This window comes from Flavobacterium zhairuonense (assembly GCF_004352915.1).
Lineage (GTDB): Bacteria > Bacteroidota > Bacteroidia > Flavobacteriales > Flavobacteriaceae > Flavobacterium > Flavobacterium zhairuonense.
Window position 1 is genome coordinate 218,386 of sequence record NZ_SJSY01000070.1, and the last position, 22,873, is coordinate 241,258.

Sequence of the window (22,873 nt, forward strand, 5' to 3'; positions counted from 1 at the left end):
CTTAATTTCCTAATTGCAATTGATTGTGTACTAATTCAAAATAACTTCCTTTTCGCTTTACCAATTCAGTATGGTTGCCAATCTCAACAATTTTTCCTTTACCCAAAACAACAATCTGATCTGCATTCATAACTGTGCTCAAACGATGAGCAATAACAACAACCGTTTTATCTTTAAAAAAAACATCTAATTTTCTCATGATTTCTTTTTCATTATTGGCATCCAAAGCAGAAGTAGCTTCGTCAAACAGCAACATTTCAGGATTTTTATAAACCGCTCTGGCAATTAATAGTCGTTGTTTTTGACCGGTACTCATTCCAACACCTTCTGAACCTATTTTAGTATTATATCCTAAGGGCAATCCTGAAATATAATCTTGAATATTTGCAACATCTGTCGCATAAACTAAGCGCTCTTTATCTATTTTATCTACTCCTATTGCAATATTATTTGCAATGGTATCATTAAAAATAAATCCTTCCTGCATGACAGCGCCAATATTATCACGCCAGGATTTTTGATAAATATCTTTCAATTGTGTATTGCCTACTTTAATTTCACCCTCAGAAGGTTCATAAAATTTAAGCAAGAGTTTCATTAAAGTAGTTTTACCACTGCCGCTTACTCCCACAATCGCTGTAACTTTATGTGCCGGTATTGTTAAATTCAATTTATCAATCACTGAATCATCCGAGCCTGGATAGCGATACGAAAGATTTTTAATCTCAATTGCTGTATCTTTTGGAATTTCATGAGTTTGAAAAGGTTCTTGTTGTGTTTCATCTTCTTTATTATAAATTTCCGATAATCGCGATAATGATATTTTGGCATCCTGCAACTCACGAACAAAATTAATAAGCTGAGAAATAGGTCCATTTAAGCTTCCTGCGATAGAATTTATTGCCATCATCATACCTAGAGTAATTTGGCCATCTATGACTAATTTTGCAGATATAAAAGAAATAAATATGTTTTTTAACTGATCTATAACCGAAGAACCAATTGTTTGAGTTTGTTCCAGAATCAATCCTTTTATAGAGACTTTAAACAACCGAGCCTGTATATATTCCCATCCCCACCTTTTTTGCTTTTCGGCATTATGCAATTTAATTTCCTGCATTCCATTAATCAACTCCATTACTTTACTCTGTTCTTTGCTTACTTCAGAAAAACGTTTATAATCTAAAACTTCACGCTGCCTTAAAAACAAAGCAATCCAGCCAAAATACAATAGACTTCCGGTAAAAAACACAAAGAAAATTTGAAGATTATAATAAGCCAAAACACCTCCCATAATAAACATATTGATAAACGAAAAAAGCACGTTCAGAGATGAAGTCGTCAAAATTCGTTCTATACGGCGATGATCATTAATTCGCTGCATAATATCTCCGGTCATTCGAACATCAAAGAACGCAATCGGAAGATTCATCAATTTAATGAAGAAATCAGAGATTAAAGAAATATTAATTCGAGTAGAAAGATGCAACATTATCCAACTCCTAATTAATTCTAAACCTGTTTTTCCAATAAAAAGAAACAATTGAGCAAACAGAACCAAATAAACAAATTGAATATTTTGATTCTGAATCCCAATATCCACAATACTTTGTGTAAGAAAAGGAAAAATTAGTTGTAATAAACTCCCAGCTAGCAATCCAATACTTAATTGAAACAAAAACGATTTATATCGTAATATATATTGCGACAACAAACCAAATCCTAAACCTTTCTTTTCTTCGATCTCAAATTCTGAATTGAAAAAACGGGGAGTGGTTTCCAATAACAAAGCAATACCATCTTTTGTTTCTACATCAGCATTATTTCCAATCCAAAATCTAATAAATTCTTTTTCACCGTAATCAATCAATCCAAAAGCAGGATCAGAGATATAATACCTGCCTTTTTTTATTTTATACAATACTACATAATGTCCTTTGTTCCAGAACAAAATACAAGGCAAAGAAAGTTCATCTATTCTTCCTAAATTAAGTTTTATTCCCAGAGTCCTAAAACCAATTTTCTCTGCAGCATCACTTAACAACATCATATTACTTCCTTGGCGAGTAGTTTCGCTAAAATCGCGTAACTGCTGAATATTAAAACTCTTACCATAGAATTTGGATATGATTTTTATACATGCAGGGCCACAATCTTTAGAATCAGATTGTCTGTAATTAGGAAATTTTTTCAACTTTTAAATTTGTAAATTAATGTTTATGTAACAATACCCGGTATTTTTTCTCGCCTAGGTATTGCGTTTTTCTTTCTCAGAAGTTATATAGTGTCAATGATAGCCCTCTCTGTTATTTGATTTTCTACAAAAAATTCATCTTCTAGAATTTCATTGATGAAAAATTCAAGATTCTCTCTATTATAATACTTTGGATATTGATAGCCATTTACGAAAATGACCGGAGTAAAATTTAAATTATTATTTTTGCACCACTGATTTTGCTGTTTATATATCAAATCAATTTTATAGCTTTCGAAAGACTGCCCATATTTTATTATCCAATCGTTCAAATTTTTATTTTCAAACCAATAATTTAACGCTTCAAGAAAAGAATATTCTCCTTTTTCTAAATAAATTGAGATTATACTTCTAAAAAAAACTTTTGCATCTTCATCCAAATTTTCTATATCTACGTTAAAAATTATTTTAACTTTTAGATCATTTTTGTATGCAATTAAAATTTCCTCTATGCTTTTGTGTACTTCTTTACAATGTCCACAAAAGGGGCTTATAATAATAGCTATTTCAGTTTCACTTTTTTGATTACCTAAAACAATAGAACTATTTGGTAAATCAAAATTATTGTTTGATATCAGCGAATTTTTAAAAATTTCATAATTACGCATAAATCGATTTCCCTTTAACTGAAATTCTTTTAATTCTTTTTGTTTTGTTAATATTGATTTTAATGATTTCCAAATCAATACTGTAGCAAAAAAAACAAATCCAAAAAGAACAATTGATTTTAAAGAAACCTTGAAACTACTTCTTTGAATAGAAACTAAAATTATTAATTCCAAAATCAAGATGGTAATAATTGCCAAACAGATAGGACACCATTTTTTTTCTATAAATTTTTGATAATAAATGGACAATATTATCATTGGAATAACACTAAAAAGTATTATTTTTTGTAGAATGAAAAATTCATCTATACTATTTGACAAAACGAACAAAAAAAGTGAAATCAGCTGTGTGGTGTAAAATACAATGCTTAAACTACTTAAATCCAAAAAAGCAAAAATTTTCCATTTTTTTGAACTAATAATGTCTGCACAACTTGCAGATGAGGAAATATTGCAAAAACTATCTATTAGTCCACTTCTGACTTCAAATAAATCCTGTAACGCCACAATAGAAAATAAAATACCTATTATTGGAAAAACTAAAAAAAAATTACTGATCGCATTCTTTTCAAACATAGTGATTACCATCAAAAATAGTATTAAGCAAAATGATGATAATATCCAGAATGAATTGTTTTTCTTAAATTTTTTTATATTTTCACTTCCTTCTTTTTCAATCAAAAATACAATCCCATTCCATCTTGATTCTAATTCTGATCTTGTTATTTCATAAGTTGTACCATCTTTTGAACAAAAGTAACTTCCGTTCTTTTGTTCAACAAAATAAAACTCAATATCAAGAGACGGACCGCTATTTTTTTCTATTAAATGAGCAATAAAACGTTTTGAAATTAATTCTATCTCTGATATATTAACTTTCAAGAATGCATTTTGAATATTGAAAAAAGTTAAAGTATCGGCTATTGCCAAAATCGAAGGATAATCGGGATGAGATTGAATTTGAAATAAAAATTCAACTTTGTCTACTTTTATGTTTTCTTTTTCTAAATAATGAAAAAGATAATTAAAATTTTGTGCCATAAATTTGGAATATTACTATAATATTTCTTTACATCAAGGAAGTTTCTAATTCTTTACATCTACCAGCAACTTTAGAAATTGCATATTTTCGTTCTACCCATATGCGCTGAAATAATCCTATTAACAAATCTTACAATAATTTTATTTTGATGTCTCAATTGTTAATTCATACTTTAGTTCTTTAAAACTATTGACCACTTTTGAAATCTTTCCGTCTTTACCTAATATGATATAGGTCGGAAAAAAAATTATTCCCAGTGTATCGTTAACATATTTTCGTTGATTAGCAAAAACTGGATATTTTAATGGATTTTTTTTTATAAATTCTTTTATTTCCGTATTTTGATCTAGAGCAAAACTCATAAATATTAAATCCTTATTTTTTTCATAACTTTTGATCATCTCATTCATAGGTGAGATCTCTGAAATGCATTTTGGACAGGCGAGAAACCAAAATTTAATTACAATAATTTTGTTTTTTATTGAATTTGCGTCGTATTTTTTGTTTTCTAAATCCACAAAATTAAAATGAGGCAAATTTCTACCTTCTTTAGAAAAATTTCCTAATTCAATTTTTGCGTTATTCATTAAAACATAACTAATTTCTATAGTTTTCCATTTCTTGATTAAATAAGTTTTATAAATTTCTTCATCTTTCTCCGAATAAATTTTTAATGGTAAGTAATGCCCTGTCTCCATTTTTTTTAAAAATGTTTTCTTATCAATTAAATTTTCATTTTCATCCAAAGCAATAAAATCTCTTGAAAAAAAAATATATTTATTATTATAGGCAAAAAAACTGTCTAAGCTACTAGTTATTTCCGATGGGTTTCCAATTTGACTAGTATAATTAGAATTGCAAGAAATTAAAAAATAAAAACTTGCTACGACTATTGCTATATTTACTTTCATATTTAAATAAAAAATAGAAACTACTTTAAAATAAAGTAGTTTCCTGTATTATTAATTTTAGCAAGATCTCACTTCATACCCTGTACTACATGTTGGGACTCCTGTACTAGCAACGCATGTACCACAATTAGTATCGTTTGTTGCTTTACCAATTAAACAACAACGTACTTCACGTGGATTATCGTCTCCACTTCCTGCCATAATAGAACGCATTTCATTTCTCGAAAGTTTACCTTGAACGTTTGCAAGACTAATTTTTTGTGTCTTCATAAATTAGATTTTAATGTTAATTAATTATTTTAAAATAGAATCATTCTTTGGCTTTTGAATTACGTGCACTTAATTCAGAGACAAAAAAGTCTTAACAAATCTGATAGATATGTAGAAAATTTCCTATGCTAAATACAGCATAAAATATGCTTGAAATCACATTGAAATAAAAAATTCCTAATATTTGCTTACATCAAAATCAAAAGCAAAGTTCTTTTGATGGGTTTTTGTAGTGTTTTTAAGATAGAAATTTGAAGAAATTCTTTTTAATACTAGAATCTTAGCTACAATTTAATTTTTAGACATATCCTTAGTATGAATAAAGTAAATTAATCAAAGCCAAAAAAATTGTTATTTATCCATTATCTAAAAATTACTTGAAAATGAATTTTTAATTGTTATTCTGACATTAAATTATTGATCTGCATTTTTAGAGATTTATTCTCTTGTTCGAGCTTTTCAATATATTTTTTCATAATAAGAAGTGAAAATTCAAAATGTTCAAAATATTCATGATTTAAATTCTCTAAATTTTTCTTTGATTGATCGTTTGCTATAAATATTCCATCATGGGATTCGTATATTGTTTGAAGATTGGTATCTAAAATTTTTGCAAGTTCATCCCACTCATTTTTCGTTATTTTAGTGATTCCAGATTCTCTCCGGCTGTATTGTGATTGTGTAATTCCTAAAAGATAAGCTACTTCCTCTTGAGTTTTATTCTTTTCGATTCGCTTATTTATGAGTTTTCGTTTCATCATATAATAAATTGATTCCTAGGATAATTGATTAGATAAAAAAAACGAGTTAACTATATAAATTAACTCGTTTCTTGTTTTAGCTTTCTTTGGGGCATCAAGCTATTTTTTTATTTTATATCTCAAATTTCACTTTGAGGAAAAAATTAAATTTTGCTTTCATCATCAACAGCATCTTGCCACTTATCCCAAACTTTAACAGCTTCATTATAGCCATCATAACCATAGTTTTGGCTTAATTGACCTTTAATGTTTGGCTCGATAGCAAGTCTATATGGAATTGGCCAATAATTATTACGTTTATCCATAGTATAGAACTTCACACCTGGCTTAAGAGCAATACCGTTTGGATATTTGTTGTAAAGCGTGTAATGAACAATACGCTGCCACCAATAACTTCCTCCTGTTGCATCTTTACCAGATTGTTTATCCCAATTCGTTTTACTGTAAGTATTACCCCATTCATCTGGTTTTCCGCTCATAGCTAAACAGTGTGAAATACGTTTCAACTCAACATTTCTCCATTCTTCCATATAAAGCTCTCTACCTCTTTCTGCACAAATATCACCAATAGTTACAGTTGTGTACATTTGTGATGCTTTTGCTCTTGCTCTTACAACATTCACATCTTGAGCTGCTCCAGTTGCATTACCTTGATAAAAACGAGCTTCTGCACGCAATAAATATGTTTCAGCTAGACGATAGATGTACAAATGCGCACTTGCTCCTGCAGTAGCTCCCTGAAAATCATTTGCTGCTTGATTAGCTTCGGCTACAACATCATGATAAAAGATTTTATAATGTGGGAAATCATACCAATCACGAATAGAATCTTGTGCCAACAATTTTCCGGTTGCGTCTTTCATTCTAAAATTTTGTCCAGCCCATGTAGCACTACCTCCTGCTCCGGGTGCATATTTAAGGTCTTCCATATTCACCCAGTTACCAACAGTACTGTTATGTCTAAGATCTACTTTATCCTCAACACCATTTACAACCCACATAGGATGCTGTGAATAGTAAGAACCACTGATAGTACCAATACCACGTCCTATTGCTCTTTGGTAATCATATTTTGCATTATAATTTGTTTTGTCTGTCAATGGAAAACGTGGCGCTGCAGTTTTACCATCAGGAGTAATCAAATTCGCGTCATTCCAGTTAGGGCCAAAAATCCTCATTGAAGCAAACGCTAAGAATGATTGCGCTCCTCCATTTGGTGCAACTAATATTGCTTCAGTATTAGAAGAAATTACTTTGTTCTCAGGTCTGTGCAAATCCCAAATTACGTTTCTTGTTATCGGCCATGCAGTAGGATTCCCTCCTGGATCAAAGATTCCTAGATTTCCTTGTACCAAAGAATAACCTGATTGATTTATCAAAATATTGGCTTGAGCTTCAGCATCAGCAAATCTTCCAGATGCCAAATAACACTTAATTAGCAATTGACGACAAGCACCTTTACTAACCATACCAATATATCCTATTTTCGACTGCTCTGGCACCCATTGTACCGCTTTCTCCATATCAGCGGTAATCATTTCGATAATCGCTTCTTTTTTAGTAGAATAATAACTCTGTTTCGGAACTGATAAAATCTTAGTAATCAACGGAATATCTCCAAATTCATACACTAAATTCAAATAACGATAAGCTCTGTGAAAATAAGCCTGTCCGATATATTTATTTTTAACCTCTTCAGACAAACTTTTTACACCTCCAATATATGTTAATACGGTATTAGCATTCTTAATACCTGTATAAGCTTCCGTCCAAAGGAATCCAAGATAAATCGATTCACCACTTGGATCTCTACGAAACACATCTGTACCAGCACTAGGAACTATAGTTGCAGCATAATCCGCAATATTACTTCCTGTATCCGTTTTACCGTATTGTGCCATATCAGAGAAAAGATATTCTGTACCGATAGGTACACTTACACCAGAAAAATTGTAATGAATATAATTATTGCGCAACTGTTTATCACACTGTGCCAATGTAGCCTGCAAACCAGCTTCAGTAGTAAACGTAGTTTCTGGGTCATAAAACGAAAGCGGATCAGCATCTAGAAAATCTTTCGAACAAGAACTAGTCATCACTGCTAATAGAGCAAAAGGCACCAGTCTTGTAATTTTATTTTTAATATATTTTTTCATTGTTGAATAATTTTAAAGTTGGAAATTAAATCCTAAATTAAACTGTCTTGTAGCCAATCCTCCTGTTTCTGGATCTCCAAAATACTTCCATTCTTTAGAAGCCGACCATGTTGCAGCATTTTGAACCGAAGCATAAATTTTAATATTTTTGATATGAGCACGATCTAAAAGATCTCTTGGAAGTGTATATGCTATCGAAATGTTATCTAAACGTACAAAACTACGATCATACAATCTTCCTGGGGCAACTGGAGTTCCAGCAGGTCCCTTAGCGTCAAGACGAGCCCATTCGTTTGTTGGATTGTCAAGCGTCCAATATGGATTTACATATGGGTTAAAGTTAAATTTGTACAAACTACTATCGTTGAAAGTATTCATATAAATTGAACTAAGTGATTTTCCTCCCGCATAAGAATACATGCTAATACCCAAATCCCAATTCTTATAAATCTTAAAGTCATTACGCAATGTCCATTGTACTGGAGGATTTGTATTTCCTAGAAACTGCTTGTCTTTTTCATTATAAACTGCTTTTTTGTAAGCTACACCATCTGCATCTACCGCATCTATATCATCTGCTGTATAGCTGTTTTGAACTTTTGGATCTCCAGGACGCTGTCCGTATCTCTGAGCTTCTTTCCATTCATCTTTTTGCCAAATACCAGTTACTTTATAATCCCAAATTTGAGAAATTGGTCTGCCAATAAACCATCCATTGCTTGAATCATCACCTTCTTTTTTCCCAATAACATTTCCACTGGCATCTTTAATGTCTACCATATTACCGTATAATGAAATAATTTTATTTTCGTTATAAGAGATACCCAATGTAGTACGCCATTCAAAGTTTGGTGTTTTCATATTAAGTGTGTTGACACTTAATTCAAAACCTTTATTTTGAACTTCACCAAGGTTGGTTGCAATTGATGAAAATCCAGTGAAACCAGGCAATGATTGACTCATAATCATATCATGGGTAGCTGTTTTATAAAGATCTAATGTAGCCGTTATGCGATCGTGCAAGAAACCTAAATCAAGACCAATATTTGTTGATGTTGTTTTTTCCCATTGCAAATTTGGGTTTGACATACGATCAAGTGATAAATACCTCATTTCAAGCGCTTTTCCTGAAGGATCTAAATAACCCATTGTTCCATTGTTTACTAAGTTTGCCAAAGAAATGTACGGATCTGCAAGCGATCTGTTACCATTTTTACCCCAAGACAAACGTAATTTACCAGTACTCATCGCGTCCCATTTAAACCAATTTTCATTTTTGAAGGTCCATGCAACACCAAAAGAAGGGAAAACTGCGTACGGATCTGAAGCTCCAAATGCTGAATAGCCATCACGACGAACAGTCGCCGTAAACATATAACGATTATCAAACGAATAGAAAAGTCTTGCCATCAATGCATCTGCCGTTTCATGTGTATCGTTAGATCTAAGCACACTATTTGCTAATGTTGCGGTATTAACATTGTGAAACCCTAAAGCATCAGAAGGTTGAATATTATTAGCATCCATTCCATCTGACCAGAAACGACGTTCTTCAGCTTCTTGAACAAAAGTTGCAATGATGTGATGCTTTTCAGCAATAGTGTAATCCCATGCTAAAGTATTATTCAGGTTATAATCAAACCTCATTTCATTATTTCTAACTGCTCCAGTAGTTGCTGGTGCCCAGTTTGGATTTTGTGTCGATCTGAAATCACGTCTGTGATAAAATTGATAACGAGGAGCAATGTTAAATGAATATGTAATCCCTAAAGGTAATGTAACTTTTGTATTGAAAACTGAATTCAATGTCACATATCCTCTTTCCTGCTCAATAAATTGACGCTCGTAGTAATAGTTATAATTTTGTCCTGAAACGTTTTTCCCCATTGGTTGTCTCTCATAGTTGCCATTTGCATCAATAAAAGTTCCATATGGGCTAGTTCTCATCATATTATTTTGACCAGACTCCGTACCTAAAGAAGGTGTAATATCTCCATCTGTACGATCTTGGAAATTAACGTTTGCACTAAAGTCAAGCCAATCTGTAATTTTAGCATCCACCTTCATATTAGAACGAGCTGATTTATAATCATTTCCAACAATAGCTCCCTCTGAAGTTAAATAACCAAAAGACATGTAATAATTAACCTTGTCGCTTGCACCAGAAACACTTAAATTATTGTCATGGTTAATCCCTGTTCTGAAAGAACTATTACTCCAATCGTGTGTTTTGTCAGCTAAGAAATTAGCCATTAATGAAGGATCAAAATTCAATCCTAAACGTGTTCCCCATACTTCTTTATTGCTTTTTCCTGCTGTTTGAGTAGCTGGCTGGTACGCTAACCATTGTGCTTCAGTAATACCCCATTTCGCTAAATCATTTGGATTTGAAAAATATCCAGGTTTGCCATTAGCAACCGTTCCTGCTATCCATGCTTCATATTGCTTAGTTGTTGTGTTTACACCATAAGTTTGGGCAGTTTCCCAATCTTCACGGTATTTTAAGTATCCTTCTGGAGAATACACACCGCGATAAGCACTTTTATTACTGATTGTTGTGTTTGTAGTAAAACTAACAATAGGTTTACCCGTTTTTCCTTTTTTAGTTGAAATCAAAATAACTCCCGCCGCCGCTCTCGATCCATATACAGATGCAGCCGAAGCATCTTTTAAGATATCAAGTTGCTGAATATCATCAGGATTGATTTCTGATAACTCGCCATAAAACTGCATTCCATCTAAAATAATAAGAGGTGAATTATGAGGGCCTCCTACTTTTGTATCTGAATTACCAGTATACACAGAAGTCTGTCCACGAATTTGGATGCTTCCTCCTCCTTTTGCTGAAGGGTCATAACCAACTCTTACACCCGGAGTACCTCTTAAGATATCCTGAACTGTTTGTGGGTTTTGATTTGCAAGTTTATCTGGTGTTACCTGAACAACTGCTCCCGTTAAATCCTTTTTCTTCATTTTACCATAACCTACTACTACAACCTCCTCTAATGAAGTAGTCGCTTTTTTCATTTTTACAGTAATTGAAGCTTCTCCTTTTACAGCAACTTCAGCGGTAACATATCCTAAATAAGATACAACGATCACTGCATTATCGTTATCTACCTTTAAAGTAAATTTTCCGTCAAAATCTGTTGAAGTACCGTTTTTACTTCCTTTTTCTAAAACTGAAACTCCCGGCATCGGCATACCGCTTTCATCAATAACTAGTCCTTTGATGCTTTTTTGTGGAACTGCATCGTAAGACCCTGTTGTACTTTTAGAACTAACGGCGTAACCTTGAACTTGAGATAAAGAAAACAATACACAAAGCATCAACATTTTCTTTTTCAAATTAAATCCAGATACACCATTAGGACTTTTTTTAATCCTAATAAAATTTGTCATTTTTGGTTAGTAATTTGTTGGTTAATTAATTAGTTAGTTTGAAAAAATCATTATTGCAATAAGCGAATCGCAAGAATGATTTTACAGAGGCAAATTTGACTAATTAATGGTTTTCACAGGGAGCAATAAAATCCGATTTTGGGTATACTAAAGTCTTGTGGATGGATTTTACCCGTGTTTTGTAACCAAAAAATGACATTATTTCAAAAAACTAACAGAAAAATTAAATAACCTATAATTATTACTTTGACAATTTGTGGTTTCAGGTTTCAGGTTTCAGGTTTCTAAAATCACTAATCGTTATTTGTTGTAAATCATAAAACAAAAAAAAATCCAAATCCCAGTTTAGTGGAATTTGGATTTTGTCCCGAAGCTTCGGGATTGAAATTTAAAAATTTAGTCTAGAACAAAACTTACGCTTACATTCGCTGTAATTTCGATTTCTCCGATTGCTAAAGTTTCATTTGAAGCTCCCATTGAATCTGCTGATTCTTTCATTCTCATTGCAGCATACACTGGTTGCGGATGATAAACTTGCGAATTATCAGAAATTGTAAAAGCTTTCCCGATTTTTTGACCTAAAACTGATACATAATCTTCTGCTTTTGCTTTGGCATCTTTCATCGCTAATTTTCTTGCTTCGGCTTGTAATTGTGCTTCTTTAGACGATTCAAAAGAAACTCGATCAATTCTGTTTATTCCTTGCTGTACCAAACCTTCCATTAGCTCATCATATTTAGATAAATCTTTTACGACGATTTCTACAGTTTGTGTAGCATTGTAACTCGTTTTCTTTTTCTCATAATCATATTGAGGATTCAAGGCAACTTGTTTTGTTTTAAAATCAGCCGTCGGGATATTCATCTTTTTGATGAATTTTAAAACCGCATCCATTTTTTCGTCATTTTGTTTTTTGACGTCCTTAGCATTATTCCCTTTTGTTTCAACCGTAGCCGAAATACAAACTTGATCAGGTGCTACTTTTACTTTTCCTTCCCCATTAACATTTATAAGAGGTATTTGTTTGATTTCTTGGCCGTAAGACATAGTCATAAACATGATTGTTAAAAATAATACTAGTTTTTTCATTTTTGTTATATTTTAAATTATTGATAAGGGCATTCCAAAAGTTATGCCAACCTTATAATTTTCCCAATTTTGCCATTCCAAAAAGTATAATAATTGGAATTGCTAGCAGAATCGTCATCAAAGTATGATCTGCAAAAAGCGATGGCATTTTTATCAAAGTAATCAAATAACCGCCCATAGCACCTCCAAAGTGTGCTGTATGCCCAATATTATCATTTTTGGCTTTCATTCCATAAATCGAATACAATAAATATAAGATTCCAAAAAGATATGCCGGCATCGGAAGTACAAAGAAAATTCCTAATGTCATGTCAGGATATAACAAGATTGCAGCATACAAAATTCCGGTCACTGCACCCGAAGCGCCAACTGCGCGATAACTATAATCGTTTTTATGAAAAAACATGGTAAGCAGGTTTCCAAAAATCAAGCTTCCAAAATAAATCATCGCAAAAGAAATGGTTCCAAGCGTATCGATCACTACTGGAGCAAAAATCCAAAGTGTATACATATTAAGAACTAAATGCATTATATCAACATGCAAAAAACCCGAAGAAAGCATTCTGATTTGTTCTCCCGAACGAATGCTTCCAATATGAAATTCATATTTTCTAAAAAAAGCATAATCATTAAAACCTTTATAACTAAAAAGAACATTAGCCACTATAATTCCAACTAAAACAGTATTGAAGGTACCCATAAAAATTATTTAATTTGAAGTGTAAATATAATCATTCCCAATCACAACTTCACCCCAAAGCAAAATATCGGCATCTAATCATTTTTCCTGTATATTTGTAAAAAAAATTACATGCAATTTCTTGTCTATATTTTAGCCTATCCTTTACTTTGGCTTATCTCTATACTTCCATTTCGTTTATTTTACTGGTTTTCAGATTTCGTCTATTTTCTGGTATATCATGTTATTGGTTATCGTCGAAAAGTAGTTCGTGAAAATCTAGCTTTGGCTTTGCCTCATTTAAATGATTCTGAAAGAAAAGTCATTGAGAAAAAATTCTACAGCCACATGTGTGATATGTTTTTGGAAATGATCAAAACCATGAGCATTTCTCCTGAAGAGATGGAAAGACGATTCAAAGTAACTAACCTTGATTTGGTTTTAGATTATGCAAAAAAAGGAAAGAGTGTGATTTTAGTAGCTTCTCATTATGCAAGTTATGAATGGCTGATGACAATAAATCCAAAAATTGGTTTTCAAGGTGTTGCAGTTTACAAAAAACTCGCTAATCCTTATTTTGACAAATTAGTCCGAAAAATTCGTTCTAAATACAAAACCGAAATGATCGAAACCAGAAAAGCAATTCCAACTATGGCCCAAAATCAGCGTGACGGAATATTAAGCATGTATGGTTTGGCGAGTGATCAATCTCCAAAATTAGATCGCATTTTTCATTCTATGAAATTTATGGGAGTTGAAGTTCCTGCGCATACTGGAGCCGAAATGTTGGCAAAAAAATACAACTTGAGCGTTATTTTTGCAGAGGTCAAAAAAACAGGAAGAGGTTTTTATGAAGCCACTTTTATTCCGATTGCTGATAATCCAAAAGATTATCCAGATTTTGAAATCACCGAAATGTATTTAAAAGAAGTTGAAAAGCAAATCCTCGAAAAACCAGAATACTATTTATGGACGCACAAAAGATGGAAACATCGAGTTCAGTCTTAAATTTCATAAAAAGAATCAGAGCCCAAAAAGAAGAAAGACTTTTTGGGCTTTTTTATTTCATGTAAGTTCTCGAAAATCAAAAACTAAGTTTTAAGGCATTAAAACATAATTTTGATGTGTTTTTGTAATGATTTTTCTTGGATTTAAACAAATGCATATTTAGACAAACAATATACATTTGAGGCTGACTAAAACTATCCAAAAAACCATTACAAAATTAATACCCATGATCAAAAAATTATTTTTTACTTTTTTAATAATCTGCATTTCAAAACCCGTTCTCGCACAAAAAAGTCCGAAACGAGGTATTGCCTACGGACAAAACAGCACAGCTGATTTAATGGCTTTAAAACCTGGAATCTCGTGGTGGTACAATTGGGGAAGAATCCCTGAAAATGACACAAATGACAATTACGCTTCTATTGGTATTGAATATGTACCAATGGCTTGGGGGAAATTGAGCGACAGCGAAGTACAGACTTTTATCAACAATATAAAACCAGGTGCGAAATACTTGCTTGCGTTTAACGAACCAAACTTTAATGACGGAGCACGCTTAACGCCACAAGAAGCTGTAAATGCTTGGGCAAATGTAGAAAAAGTCGCTGCCGCAAAAAACCTAGAAATCGTCAGTGCATCTCCTGCTTACAATGGGCCTGACAATTATGGCGGATACAGCGATCCTGTTGCATGGCACAATCAGTTTTTTCTTTTATGTCCTAACTGCAAAGTTGATTATATCGCTTTTCACACTTATGATGCCACGGCAAGTTCTGTTGTAGGTGTTACAGGAAACTTGAAAACGTTCAATCGCCCAATTTGGGTTACCGAGTTTGCAAACCGAGTTATTCAAAGTGAAGCCGACAAAATCAATTTTATGAAAAATGTCGTAAGCAGTTTTGAAAACGATCCAGATATTTATAGATACTCGTGGTTTACTGGTCGTGTTCCTGCAGATTGGACCGATATGCAAGAAGGGCAATTATTAAGTCCCACAAGCGGTGTTTTAAAGCCAATTGGTACTGCATACATAAACGAAACTTATACTGCAAAAAAAATGGACGTTCCCGGAAAAGTTCCTGCAAATAAGCATTACCGCAGAAAAGGAACAGGGCTACAAGCTTCAGGCGATGTTGGCGGTGGCGAGCATGTATCGTCTATTCAAGTTGGTGACTGGAACGAATTTCTATTGAATGTCGCAGATGCTGGAACTTATAATATCACCTTTAGAGTTGCTGCGCCAGTCAACAATGGAAAGTTCGACATACTTGTAAATGAAAATGTTGTAAAAACCGACGAAACTTTTCCTGCAACTGGCGACTGGCAAACTTTTACTAATAAAGATGTAAACGGAGTTTATTTGCCAAAAGGCGAAGTTTATATGAAAATAAAATTCAAATCGGATGGGATGAATTTTAATTATATGAATTTTACTTTGGCCAATTTAGGAATCAATGATCCTATTGCTGAAAAAGATTCATTTACGATTTACCCAAATCCTGTCAAAAATCAATCAACGCTTCATGTAAAATCAGTCAATACTGAGCCTTTATTGATACAAGTTATTGACATGAAAGGAATTGTTTGTTACCAATCAAAAGATCATTTCACGAACGAAGACATTAAAATTGGCGACAGACTTGCATCTGGAGTTTATATTGTAAAAGCCTCTTATGGAAAAATTCGAAAATCAATTAAAATCATTAAATATTAGAACCTCATAACACCAAAAAAGCCTCTTTTGAAATTTCAAAAGAGGCTTTTTGTATTTAAATTGAAAGATTATAATCCTGCAATAACTTTTATTTCGTCAATAATTCTTAATGCTAATTTATCAGCTGCTTCTTGAGAAGACGATTCTGTATAAATACGAATAATTGGCTCTGTGTTTGATTTTCTTAAATGAACCCATTCTTCTGCAAAATCAATCTTAACACCGTCAATTGTTGAAATATCTTCGTTTTTATATTTCTCTGTCATTTGAGTTAAAATCGCATCAACATCAATTTGAGGTGTCAATTCAATTTTGTTTTTGCTCATAAAATATTCTGGATAAGAAGCTCTCAATGCAGAAACTGGCATTTTTTTATTAGCCAAATGCGTCAAGAATAATGCAACTCCTACCAAACTATCTCTTCCATAGTGCAATTCTGGGTAGATAATTCCTCCGTTTCCTTCTCCACCAATAACGGCATTGTTCTTCTTCATTAATTCAACTACATTCACCTCTCCTACTGCGCTTGCCTCGTAGCTACCGCCGTGAGCTTTGGTAACATCTCTTAATGCACGAGAAGATGACATATTCGAAACAGTATTTCCTGGAGTTTTACTCAAAACATAATCGGCGCAAGCAACCAAAGTATATTCTTCACCAAACATTTCACCATCTTCACTGATGAAAGCCAAACGATCAACATCTGGATCAACCACGATACCAAAGTCAGCTTTTTCTTTCACAACCAATTCTGAAATATCAGTTAAATGCTCTTTTAATGGCTCTGGATTATGAGGAAAATGTCCGTTTGGTTCGCAGTATAATTCTACAACTTCAACTCCCATTAATTTCAGAAGTTTCGGAATAATGATTCCTCCTGAAGAATTTACACCGTCAACTACCACTTTAAATTTAGCTTCTTTTACAGCTTCAGCATCAACTAAAGGCAAATTTAAAACCTCGTCAATATGAATATCCATATAAGCGTCATTCGAAATAATTTCGCCCAAACTATCTACATCAGAAAAATTAAAAGCTTCTGCTTCTGCAATTTCAAGAATTTTTGCACCATCGGCACCGCTTAAAAATTCGCCTTTTTCATTTAATAATTTTAAAGCATTCCATTGTTTTGGATTATGAGAAGCCGTCAAAATTATTCCGCCGTCAGCCTTTTCAAGAGGAACAGCAACTTCTACAGTTGGCGTAGTTGAAAGTCCAAGATCAATTACATCAATTCCTAGACCTATTAAAGTATTCACTACTAAATTATGAATCATTGGCCCAGAAATTCTAGCATCACGACCAATTACAACCGTTAATTTTTCTTTTGAAGTATTATTTTTCAGAAATGTTCCGTAAGCTGATGCAAATTTCACAGCATCAACAGGAGTTAGGTTATCCCCAACTTTGCCTCCTATTGTTCCGCGAATTCCGGATATCGATTTTATTAAAGTCATTTTTTCGAGTTAAGGTTATTTTTATTACAAATATAGATAAAGTTGCTAAGGTTCTAAGATACTAAGTTGCTAAGATTTTTTTAAAAGTTGCTAAGGCACTAAGATTCTGGGATACTAAGTTTTTTAATTTATCGTTAAGTATCCATTTTAACAGACACGATTTTATAACAAAATGATTTAAAAAAGTTTTTATACATTTACAAGAACAAGCTCAGATTCTTAGCATCTCAGAACCTTAGAAACTTAAAAAAATGAATTTCCTTGCCCATATATATCTTTCAGGTGATAATGATTTAATCAAAATTGGCAATTTTATGGCCGATGGAATCCGCGGAAAGCAATTTGAAAATTTTCCTGAAGATGTCCAAAAAGGGATTCTTTTGCATCGTTTTATAGATACTTATACCGATTCTCACGATATTTTTAGACAAAGCACTAAGCGTTTACACGAAAAATACCATCATTATGCTGGTGTAATTGTCGATATTGTTTACGATCATTTTTTAGCCAAAAACTGGACTAAGTATTCTGATGAAAATCTGGAAAATTTCATCAATCGATTTTATAAATCATTAGGAGATAATTATTCTATTTTGACTGAAAAAACGCAAGGTTTGATGCCTTATATGATTGAACGAAATTGGCTGTTAAGCTACAGAACTGTCGAAGGAATTCATCAAATCCTCACGCAAATGGACCGACGATCTAAGAACATTTCTAAAATGCAATATGCAAGCGAAGAACTAAAAGAATTTTACAGCGAATTTGAAGACGAATTCACTTTATTTTTTGAAGATCTTCGACTAAATGCACAACAAAAATTAATCTCATTATAAACCAAACCGATTTAAAATACAATCCAGTTATGAAAAAAACTTCGCTTTTACTCTTTTTTATATCCATTTGCGGTTTTAGCCAACAAGCAATTCGTCCAACAGGCTTTACAGCATCAAAAGCGATGGTAGTTTCGGCTCGAGAAGAAGCTTCAAAAATTGGTGCCGAAATCATGAAAAAAGGCGGAAATGCATTTGATGCAATGGTCGCTACAGAACTTGCATTAGCCGTTGCATATCCATACGCTGGAAATCTTGGCGGTGGCGGATTTATGGTTTATAGAAAAGCAAATGGCGAAGTTGGCAGTTTGGATTATCGTGAAAAAGCACCTTTGGCGGCTTCAAAAAATATGTTTTTGGACAAAGATGGAAATGTCATAAAAGGAAAAAGCACCGAAACAGCTTTGGCAATTGGTGTTCCGGGAACAATCGCTGGCGTTTTTGCCGTTCACAAAAAATTAGGATCATTGCCAATGTCTGAAATCCTAAAACCAGTAATAGCACTTGCTGAAAAAGGTGTAATAGTGACCAAAAAACAGCAAAAACAACTTGAAAATTACCATAATGCAATTGTAAAAGCAAATGGCCCAAATACACTTATGGCCAAAGAATTCAAAGAAAATGACACTATAAAATATCCTGCACTGGCCAATACTTTGAAAAGAATTTTAAAAAATGGGCGAGATGAATTTTACAAGGGCAAAACTGCTCAAATTTTAGTTGATTATTTAAAGAAAAAAGGTGGCATTGTAACGCTAAAAGATTTGGCGCTTTATGAAGCAAAATGGAGAAAACCGCTTCAATTTGATTACAAAGATTTAAAAATAACTTCAATGGCTCCTCCAAGCAGTGGTGGAATATGTCTAGCACAAATAATGAAAATGGTTGCCCCATTTTATCTTTCAAAAATGGGACATAATTCGGAACAATCCATTCAGGTTATTGTCGAGGCCGAAAGAAGAGCTTATGCTGATAGAAGTCAGTTTTTAGGTGATCCTGATTTTGTAAAAATCCCAATTAATGGTCTTTTGTCTGATAGCTATTTAAAAGAAAGAATGTCAAATTTCGATTCAGAAAAAGCGACTTTATCATCTGATATAAAAGAAGGAAAAGTGACTTATAACGAAAGTACCGAAACCACGCACTACTCCATTGTTGATGCGCAAGGAAATGCCGTTGCGGCTACGACAACGATCAATGACGGATTTGGATCAAAATATTATTGTGACGAATTGGGCTTTTTCTTAAACAATGAAATGGACGATTTTAGCGCAAAACCAGGGTCTCCAAACATGTTTGGATTGGTTGGAAACGAAGCTAACAGCATTGCACCACAAAAAAGAATGCTTAGCTCTATGACACCAACAATTGTCGAAAAAAATGGAAAACTCTATATGGTTGTTGGCTCGCCAGGTGGCTCTACAATCATAACATCAGTATTGCAAACGATTTTAAATGTTTACGAGTATAATTTGAGCATGCAAGAAGCTGTAAATGCGCCACGTTTTCATCATCAATGGTTGCCTGACCTAATTACTTTTGAGCCAAAAGCTTTTAGTGACACAACATTATCAAATCTAAAAGCGAAAGGATATTTGATCAGCGAAAATACAACGCCAGTAATTGGGAAAGTAGATGCTATTTTGGTTCTTCCTGATAACACTCTTGAAGGAGGTGCCGATTTTCGTGGCGATGACAAGGCTGCTGGATTTTAAACACAAAAGATTTGCATTAAAAAATTAGATAAAATTGAATGTTTAGAGCTAAATTTGCATTTCCCGATAACTTTGTAAAAAAATTATGATAAAGCGACTTTTTCGAAAACTAGAAAGCATTATTGCCTTAGCTCAATCTTTATTGACGCCAAAGCAGTTTATTTTTTTGTCGAGTGTCTTAGTCGGGATTTCATGTGCATTTGCTGTAATTGTTTTAAAGACTTTTGCGCACAGCGTTTTTTCTTTTGCAACCTACATTAATGGGGTTTTAAAATTAAGTTTCATTAACAGTATCTTGCCAATTATTGGTATTCTATTGACTGTTTTTGTTATTAAAAAGGTTTTAAACGGAACGATTGAAAAAGGAACTTCGCAGATTTTATATGCAGTTGCAAAAAAGGCAAGTATCATTCCGAAAAAACAAATGTATGCGCAGATTGTTACAAGCTCTTTAACTGTAGGTTTGGGAGGTTCTGCTGGATTAGAAAGCCCAATTGTGATTACAGGAGCTGCTTTTGGATCAAATTATGCCCAAAACTATAAACTAGCATACAAAGACCGCACTTTATTGATTGGATGCGGTGTTGCGGCCGGAATTGCGGCGGCTTTTAACGCTCCAATTGCAGGAGTGCTTTTTGCAATTGAAGTTCTATTGGTTGATGTGAGTATTTCTGCTTTTACACCAATTATGATTTCCGCAGCTACAGGTGCATTGGTTTCAGCCATTGTTTTAGATGAAACAATCCTTTTATCTTTTAAAAAACAAGAAGTATTCAATTATCACAATATTCCTCTTTATGTCGTTTTAGGAATTTTGACAGGTTTTGTTGCGGTTTATTATGCTCGAAATTTTCAGCGTGTTGAACATTATTTTGCCAAAATGAAAATTGGCCCATACAAAAAAGCTTTAATTGGATCAACACTTTTAGCTCTACTGATTTTCGTTTTTCCAACATTGTTTGGTGAAGGATATGAAAGCATCAAAACGTTATCAGAAAGTGATCCAGGACAATTGTTAGACAACACCTTATTTGCCGATTTTAGAAACAACCAATGGGTTTTACTTTTGTTTGTTGGATGTACAATGATGGTAAAAGTCTTCGCATCAGGACTTACACTCGGAAGTGGCGGAAATGGAGGTAATTTTGCTCCTTCTCTATTTTTAGGCTCCTATTTGGGTTATTTTTTCTCCAAATTAATAAGTCTTACTGGTATATCACATTTGCCAATCAGCAACTTCACTATGGTTGGAATGGCAGGTATTCTGAGCGGATTATTTCATGCGCCACTGACCGCAATATTCCTTATTGCGGAAATCACTGGAGGTTATGGGCTTATGATTCCGCTTATGATCGTTTCGTCTATCAGTTTTGCGATATCAAAACGATTTGAAAAATATTCGCTTGACGTAAAAAATCTTGCCAAAAAAGGTCATGCCTTCACCAGCAATAAAGATTCTAATATTCTATCAACTTTAGATATCGATAGCATCATTCAATGTGATTACCTTACAGTACATCCAGATGAAAATTTAAGCAAACTGGTTGACCTAATTTCGCATTCAAATCAAGTTGTTTTTCCAGTTGTAAACAATGAAAAAGATTTAGTTGGAGTTGTACATTTTAATGATATTCGTGAGATTATTTTTAACGCGTATCGCGTCAAATACACGCAAATTAAAGATGTAATGAAAATTCCAGCTGCTACTATTTCATCATATGACAGCATGGAAATCGTAATGACAAAATTCGAAAACTCAAAATCGGCATTCTTGCCAGTACTTCGAAATGAAAAATACTACGGCATCATTTCTAAATCCATAGCGCTTGAAGCTTACCGAATGAAATTGCGTTCTATGACGATTGAGTAATTTTTAATATCGGATAGGTTGTTTTTTTTGTTTATCCGATATTAAGATGTATCTTTGTAGGATTATGTTTAATATTGATCTAACATACCGAGAAGAATTTCAATCCACTTTTGATAGATTGTATCAAAAAAGGCAGGAACTGCAAAACAGCAGACCATTGCCTAATATTGCTTTAAATAAAATACGTGAAAGTCTTTCTCTAGAATGGACATATAACTCAAACAGTATTGAAGGGAATACACTTAGCTTGCGAGAAACCCAAATGGTTATTCAAGAAGGAATTACTATTAAGGGCAAATCACTTCGCGAGCATTTTGAAACCCATAATCATGATAAAGCTATTGATTATCTCTACTCAATTGTAGATGAAAATTACAAATTACGAAGTATAGATATTCTTTCCATTCATGGTTTGGTAATGCGCTCTATCGAAGAAGATTTTGCAGGAAGAATTCGTAACGGAGGAGTTCGAATTTCAGGAGCCAATTTTATGCCTCCAAATGCCAATAGGGTTTCTGATTATTTAGATGAATTAATAGAATTTATCAATACAAATCCTTTAGGTTTAAATGATATTGAACTTGCCACAATCTATCATCATAAACTGGTCTGGATTCATCCTTTTTTTGATGGAAATGGGCGTACGGTGCGTTTAAGCATGAATTTATTATTAATGCGTTCTGGTTTTCCTCCTGCCATTATTCTAAAAAATGACCGCAAGAAATATTATGAAGCACTCAACCAAGCCAATAATGGAAATTACCAGAAATTGACCCTTTTAATGTGCCAAGCACTCGAAAGAACTCTAAATATTTATCTAGGAGCAATGCCAGGAAGCCCTTATGATTATCAATCGATACAAAATATAGTTAGTGAACCTGATACTCCTTATGGCCAAGAATATGTAAGTTTACTGGCAAGAACAGGAAAAATTGATGCTTACAAAGAAGGCCGAAATTGGTACACCACCAAAGAAGCAATTGAAAACTATATGGCAACCCGAAAAAGAAAACGCTGATTTTAAATCAGCGTTTTTTGTTACTATTTGTAACATAAACTTTTGCTGTCGAGCACTAAAAGAACAAATCAAAGTGGTAACTTTGC

The 22,873-nt window shown here is 33.2% G+C and carries 16 protein-coding genes; 6 read left to right on the forward strand and 10 right to left on the reverse strand.

Translation table 11 applies throughout. The features are described from left to right. Position 1: 1 nt before the first annotated feature. The 9 genes from EYY60_RS08645 to EYY60_RS08685 form a co-directional block, all read right to left on the reverse strand. A complete protein-coding gene (locus tag EYY60_RS08645; RefSeq protein WP_132988982.1) occupies positions 2 to 2,194 on the reverse strand; it encodes a peptidase domain-containing ABC transporter in 2,193 nt (730 codons plus the stop codon). Positions 2,195 to 2,277: 83 nt separating this feature from the next. Beyond that, positions 2,278 to 3,903, reverse strand: coding sequence for a vitamin K epoxide reductase family protein (locus EYY60_RS08650; protein ID WP_132988983.1), 1,626 nt, complete (start codon positions 3,901 to 3,903; stop codon positions 2,278 to 2,280). Between the two features lie 141 nt (positions 3,904 to 4,044). Beyond that, entirely contained in the window at positions 4,045 to 4,815 is a 771-nt protein-coding gene (locus EYY60_RS08655) for a TlpA family protein disulfide reductase (protein ID WP_132988984.1), read from the reverse strand. A 57-nt stretch (positions 4,816 to 4,872) separates the two neighbouring features. Continuing rightward, positions 4,873 to 5,085 (reverse strand): hypothetical protein, encoded by a 213-nt coding sequence (locus EYY60_RS08660; RefSeq protein WP_132988985.1) that lies wholly within the window; start codon positions 5,083 to 5,085, stop codon positions 4,873 to 4,875. A gap of 398 nt (positions 5,086 to 5,483) precedes the next feature. Next, positions 5,484 to 5,846: a helix-turn-helix domain-containing protein gene (locus EYY60_RS08665; RefSeq protein ID WP_132988986.1), complete on the reverse strand. Its 363-nt coding sequence runs from the start codon at positions 5,844 to 5,846 to the stop codon at positions 5,484 to 5,486. Between the two features lie 143 nt (positions 5,847 to 5,989). Beyond that, a complete protein-coding gene (locus EYY60_RS08670) occupies positions 5,990 to 8,002 on the reverse strand; it encodes a RagB/SusD family nutrient uptake outer membrane protein (RefSeq protein ID WP_132988987.1) in 2,013 nt (670 codons plus the stop codon). A gap of 12 nt (positions 8,003 to 8,014) precedes the next feature. Then, positions 8,015 to 11,404 (reverse strand): SusC/RagA family TonB-linked outer membrane protein, encoded by a 3,390-nt coding sequence (locus tag EYY60_RS08675; RefSeq protein ID WP_132988988.1) that lies wholly within the window; start codon positions 11,402 to 11,404, stop codon positions 8,015 to 8,017. Between the two features lie 396 nt (positions 11,405 to 11,800). Next, positions 11,801 to 12,493, reverse strand: a complete 693-nt coding sequence (locus EYY60_RS08680) for an SIMPL domain-containing protein (RefSeq protein WP_132988989.1) — start codon at positions 12,491 to 12,493, stop codon at positions 11,801 to 11,803. Between the two features lie 52 nt (positions 12,494 to 12,545). Continuing rightward, on the reverse strand, positions 12,546 to 13,193 hold the full coding sequence (locus tag EYY60_RS08685; RefSeq protein WP_132988990.1) for a rhomboid family intramembrane serine protease: 648 nt from the start codon (positions 13,191 to 13,193) through the stop codon (positions 12,546 to 12,548). A 111-nt stretch (positions 13,194 to 13,304) separates the two neighbouring features. On the opposite strand from EYY60_RS08685, the gene EYY60_RS08690 reads away from it, so the two are divergent. Further along, positions 13,305 to 14,180, forward strand: coding sequence for a lysophospholipid acyltransferase family protein (locus EYY60_RS08690; protein ID WP_132988991.1), 876 nt, complete (start codon positions 13,305 to 13,307; stop codon positions 14,178 to 14,180). A gap of 226 nt (positions 14,181 to 14,406) precedes the next feature. Further along, a complete protein-coding gene (locus EYY60_RS08695) occupies positions 14,407 to 15,894 on the forward strand; it encodes a glycosyl hydrolase (RefSeq protein WP_132988992.1) in 1,488 nt (495 codons plus the stop codon). Between the two features lie 68 nt (positions 15,895 to 15,962). On the opposite strand, the gene glmM is transcribed toward EYY60_RS08695, so the two are convergent. Beyond that, positions 15,963 to 17,351: a phosphoglucosamine mutase gene (gene glmM, locus EYY60_RS08700; protein ID WP_132988993.1), complete on the reverse strand. Its 1,389-nt coding sequence runs from the start codon at positions 17,349 to 17,351 to the stop codon at positions 15,963 to 15,965. A 251-nt stretch (positions 17,352 to 17,602) separates the two neighbouring features. Here glmM and EYY60_RS08705 point away from each other — a divergent pair, with 251 nt between their 5' ends. From EYY60_RS08705 to EYY60_RS08720, 4 genes are all read left to right on the forward strand, one after another. Then, positions 17,603 to 18,187: an acyl carrier protein phosphodiesterase gene (locus EYY60_RS08705; RefSeq protein WP_132988994.1), complete on the forward strand. Its 585-nt coding sequence runs from the start codon at positions 17,603 to 17,605 to the stop codon at positions 18,185 to 18,187. A gap of 29 nt (positions 18,188 to 18,216) precedes the next feature. Further along, the gene (gene ggt, locus EYY60_RS08710; protein ID WP_132988995.1) at positions 18,217 to 19,899 is read left to right on the forward strand and encodes a gamma-glutamyltransferase; all 1,683 of its coding nucleotides are present in this window, start codon (positions 18,217 to 18,219) and stop codon (positions 19,897 to 19,899) included. Between the two features lie 85 nt (positions 19,900 to 19,984). Then, a complete protein-coding gene (locus tag EYY60_RS08715; RefSeq protein WP_132988996.1) occupies positions 19,985 to 21,769 on the forward strand; it encodes a chloride channel protein in 1,785 nt (594 codons plus the stop codon). Between the two features lie 64 nt (positions 21,770 to 21,833). Then, positions 21,834 to 22,787 carry a Fic family protein gene (locus tag EYY60_RS08720; RefSeq protein ID WP_132988997.1) on the forward strand — a complete coding sequence of 318 codons (954 nt, stop codon included), beginning with the start codon at positions 21,834 to 21,836 and terminating at the stop codon, positions 22,785 to 22,787. Positions 22,788 to 22,873: the final 86 nt, after the last annotated feature.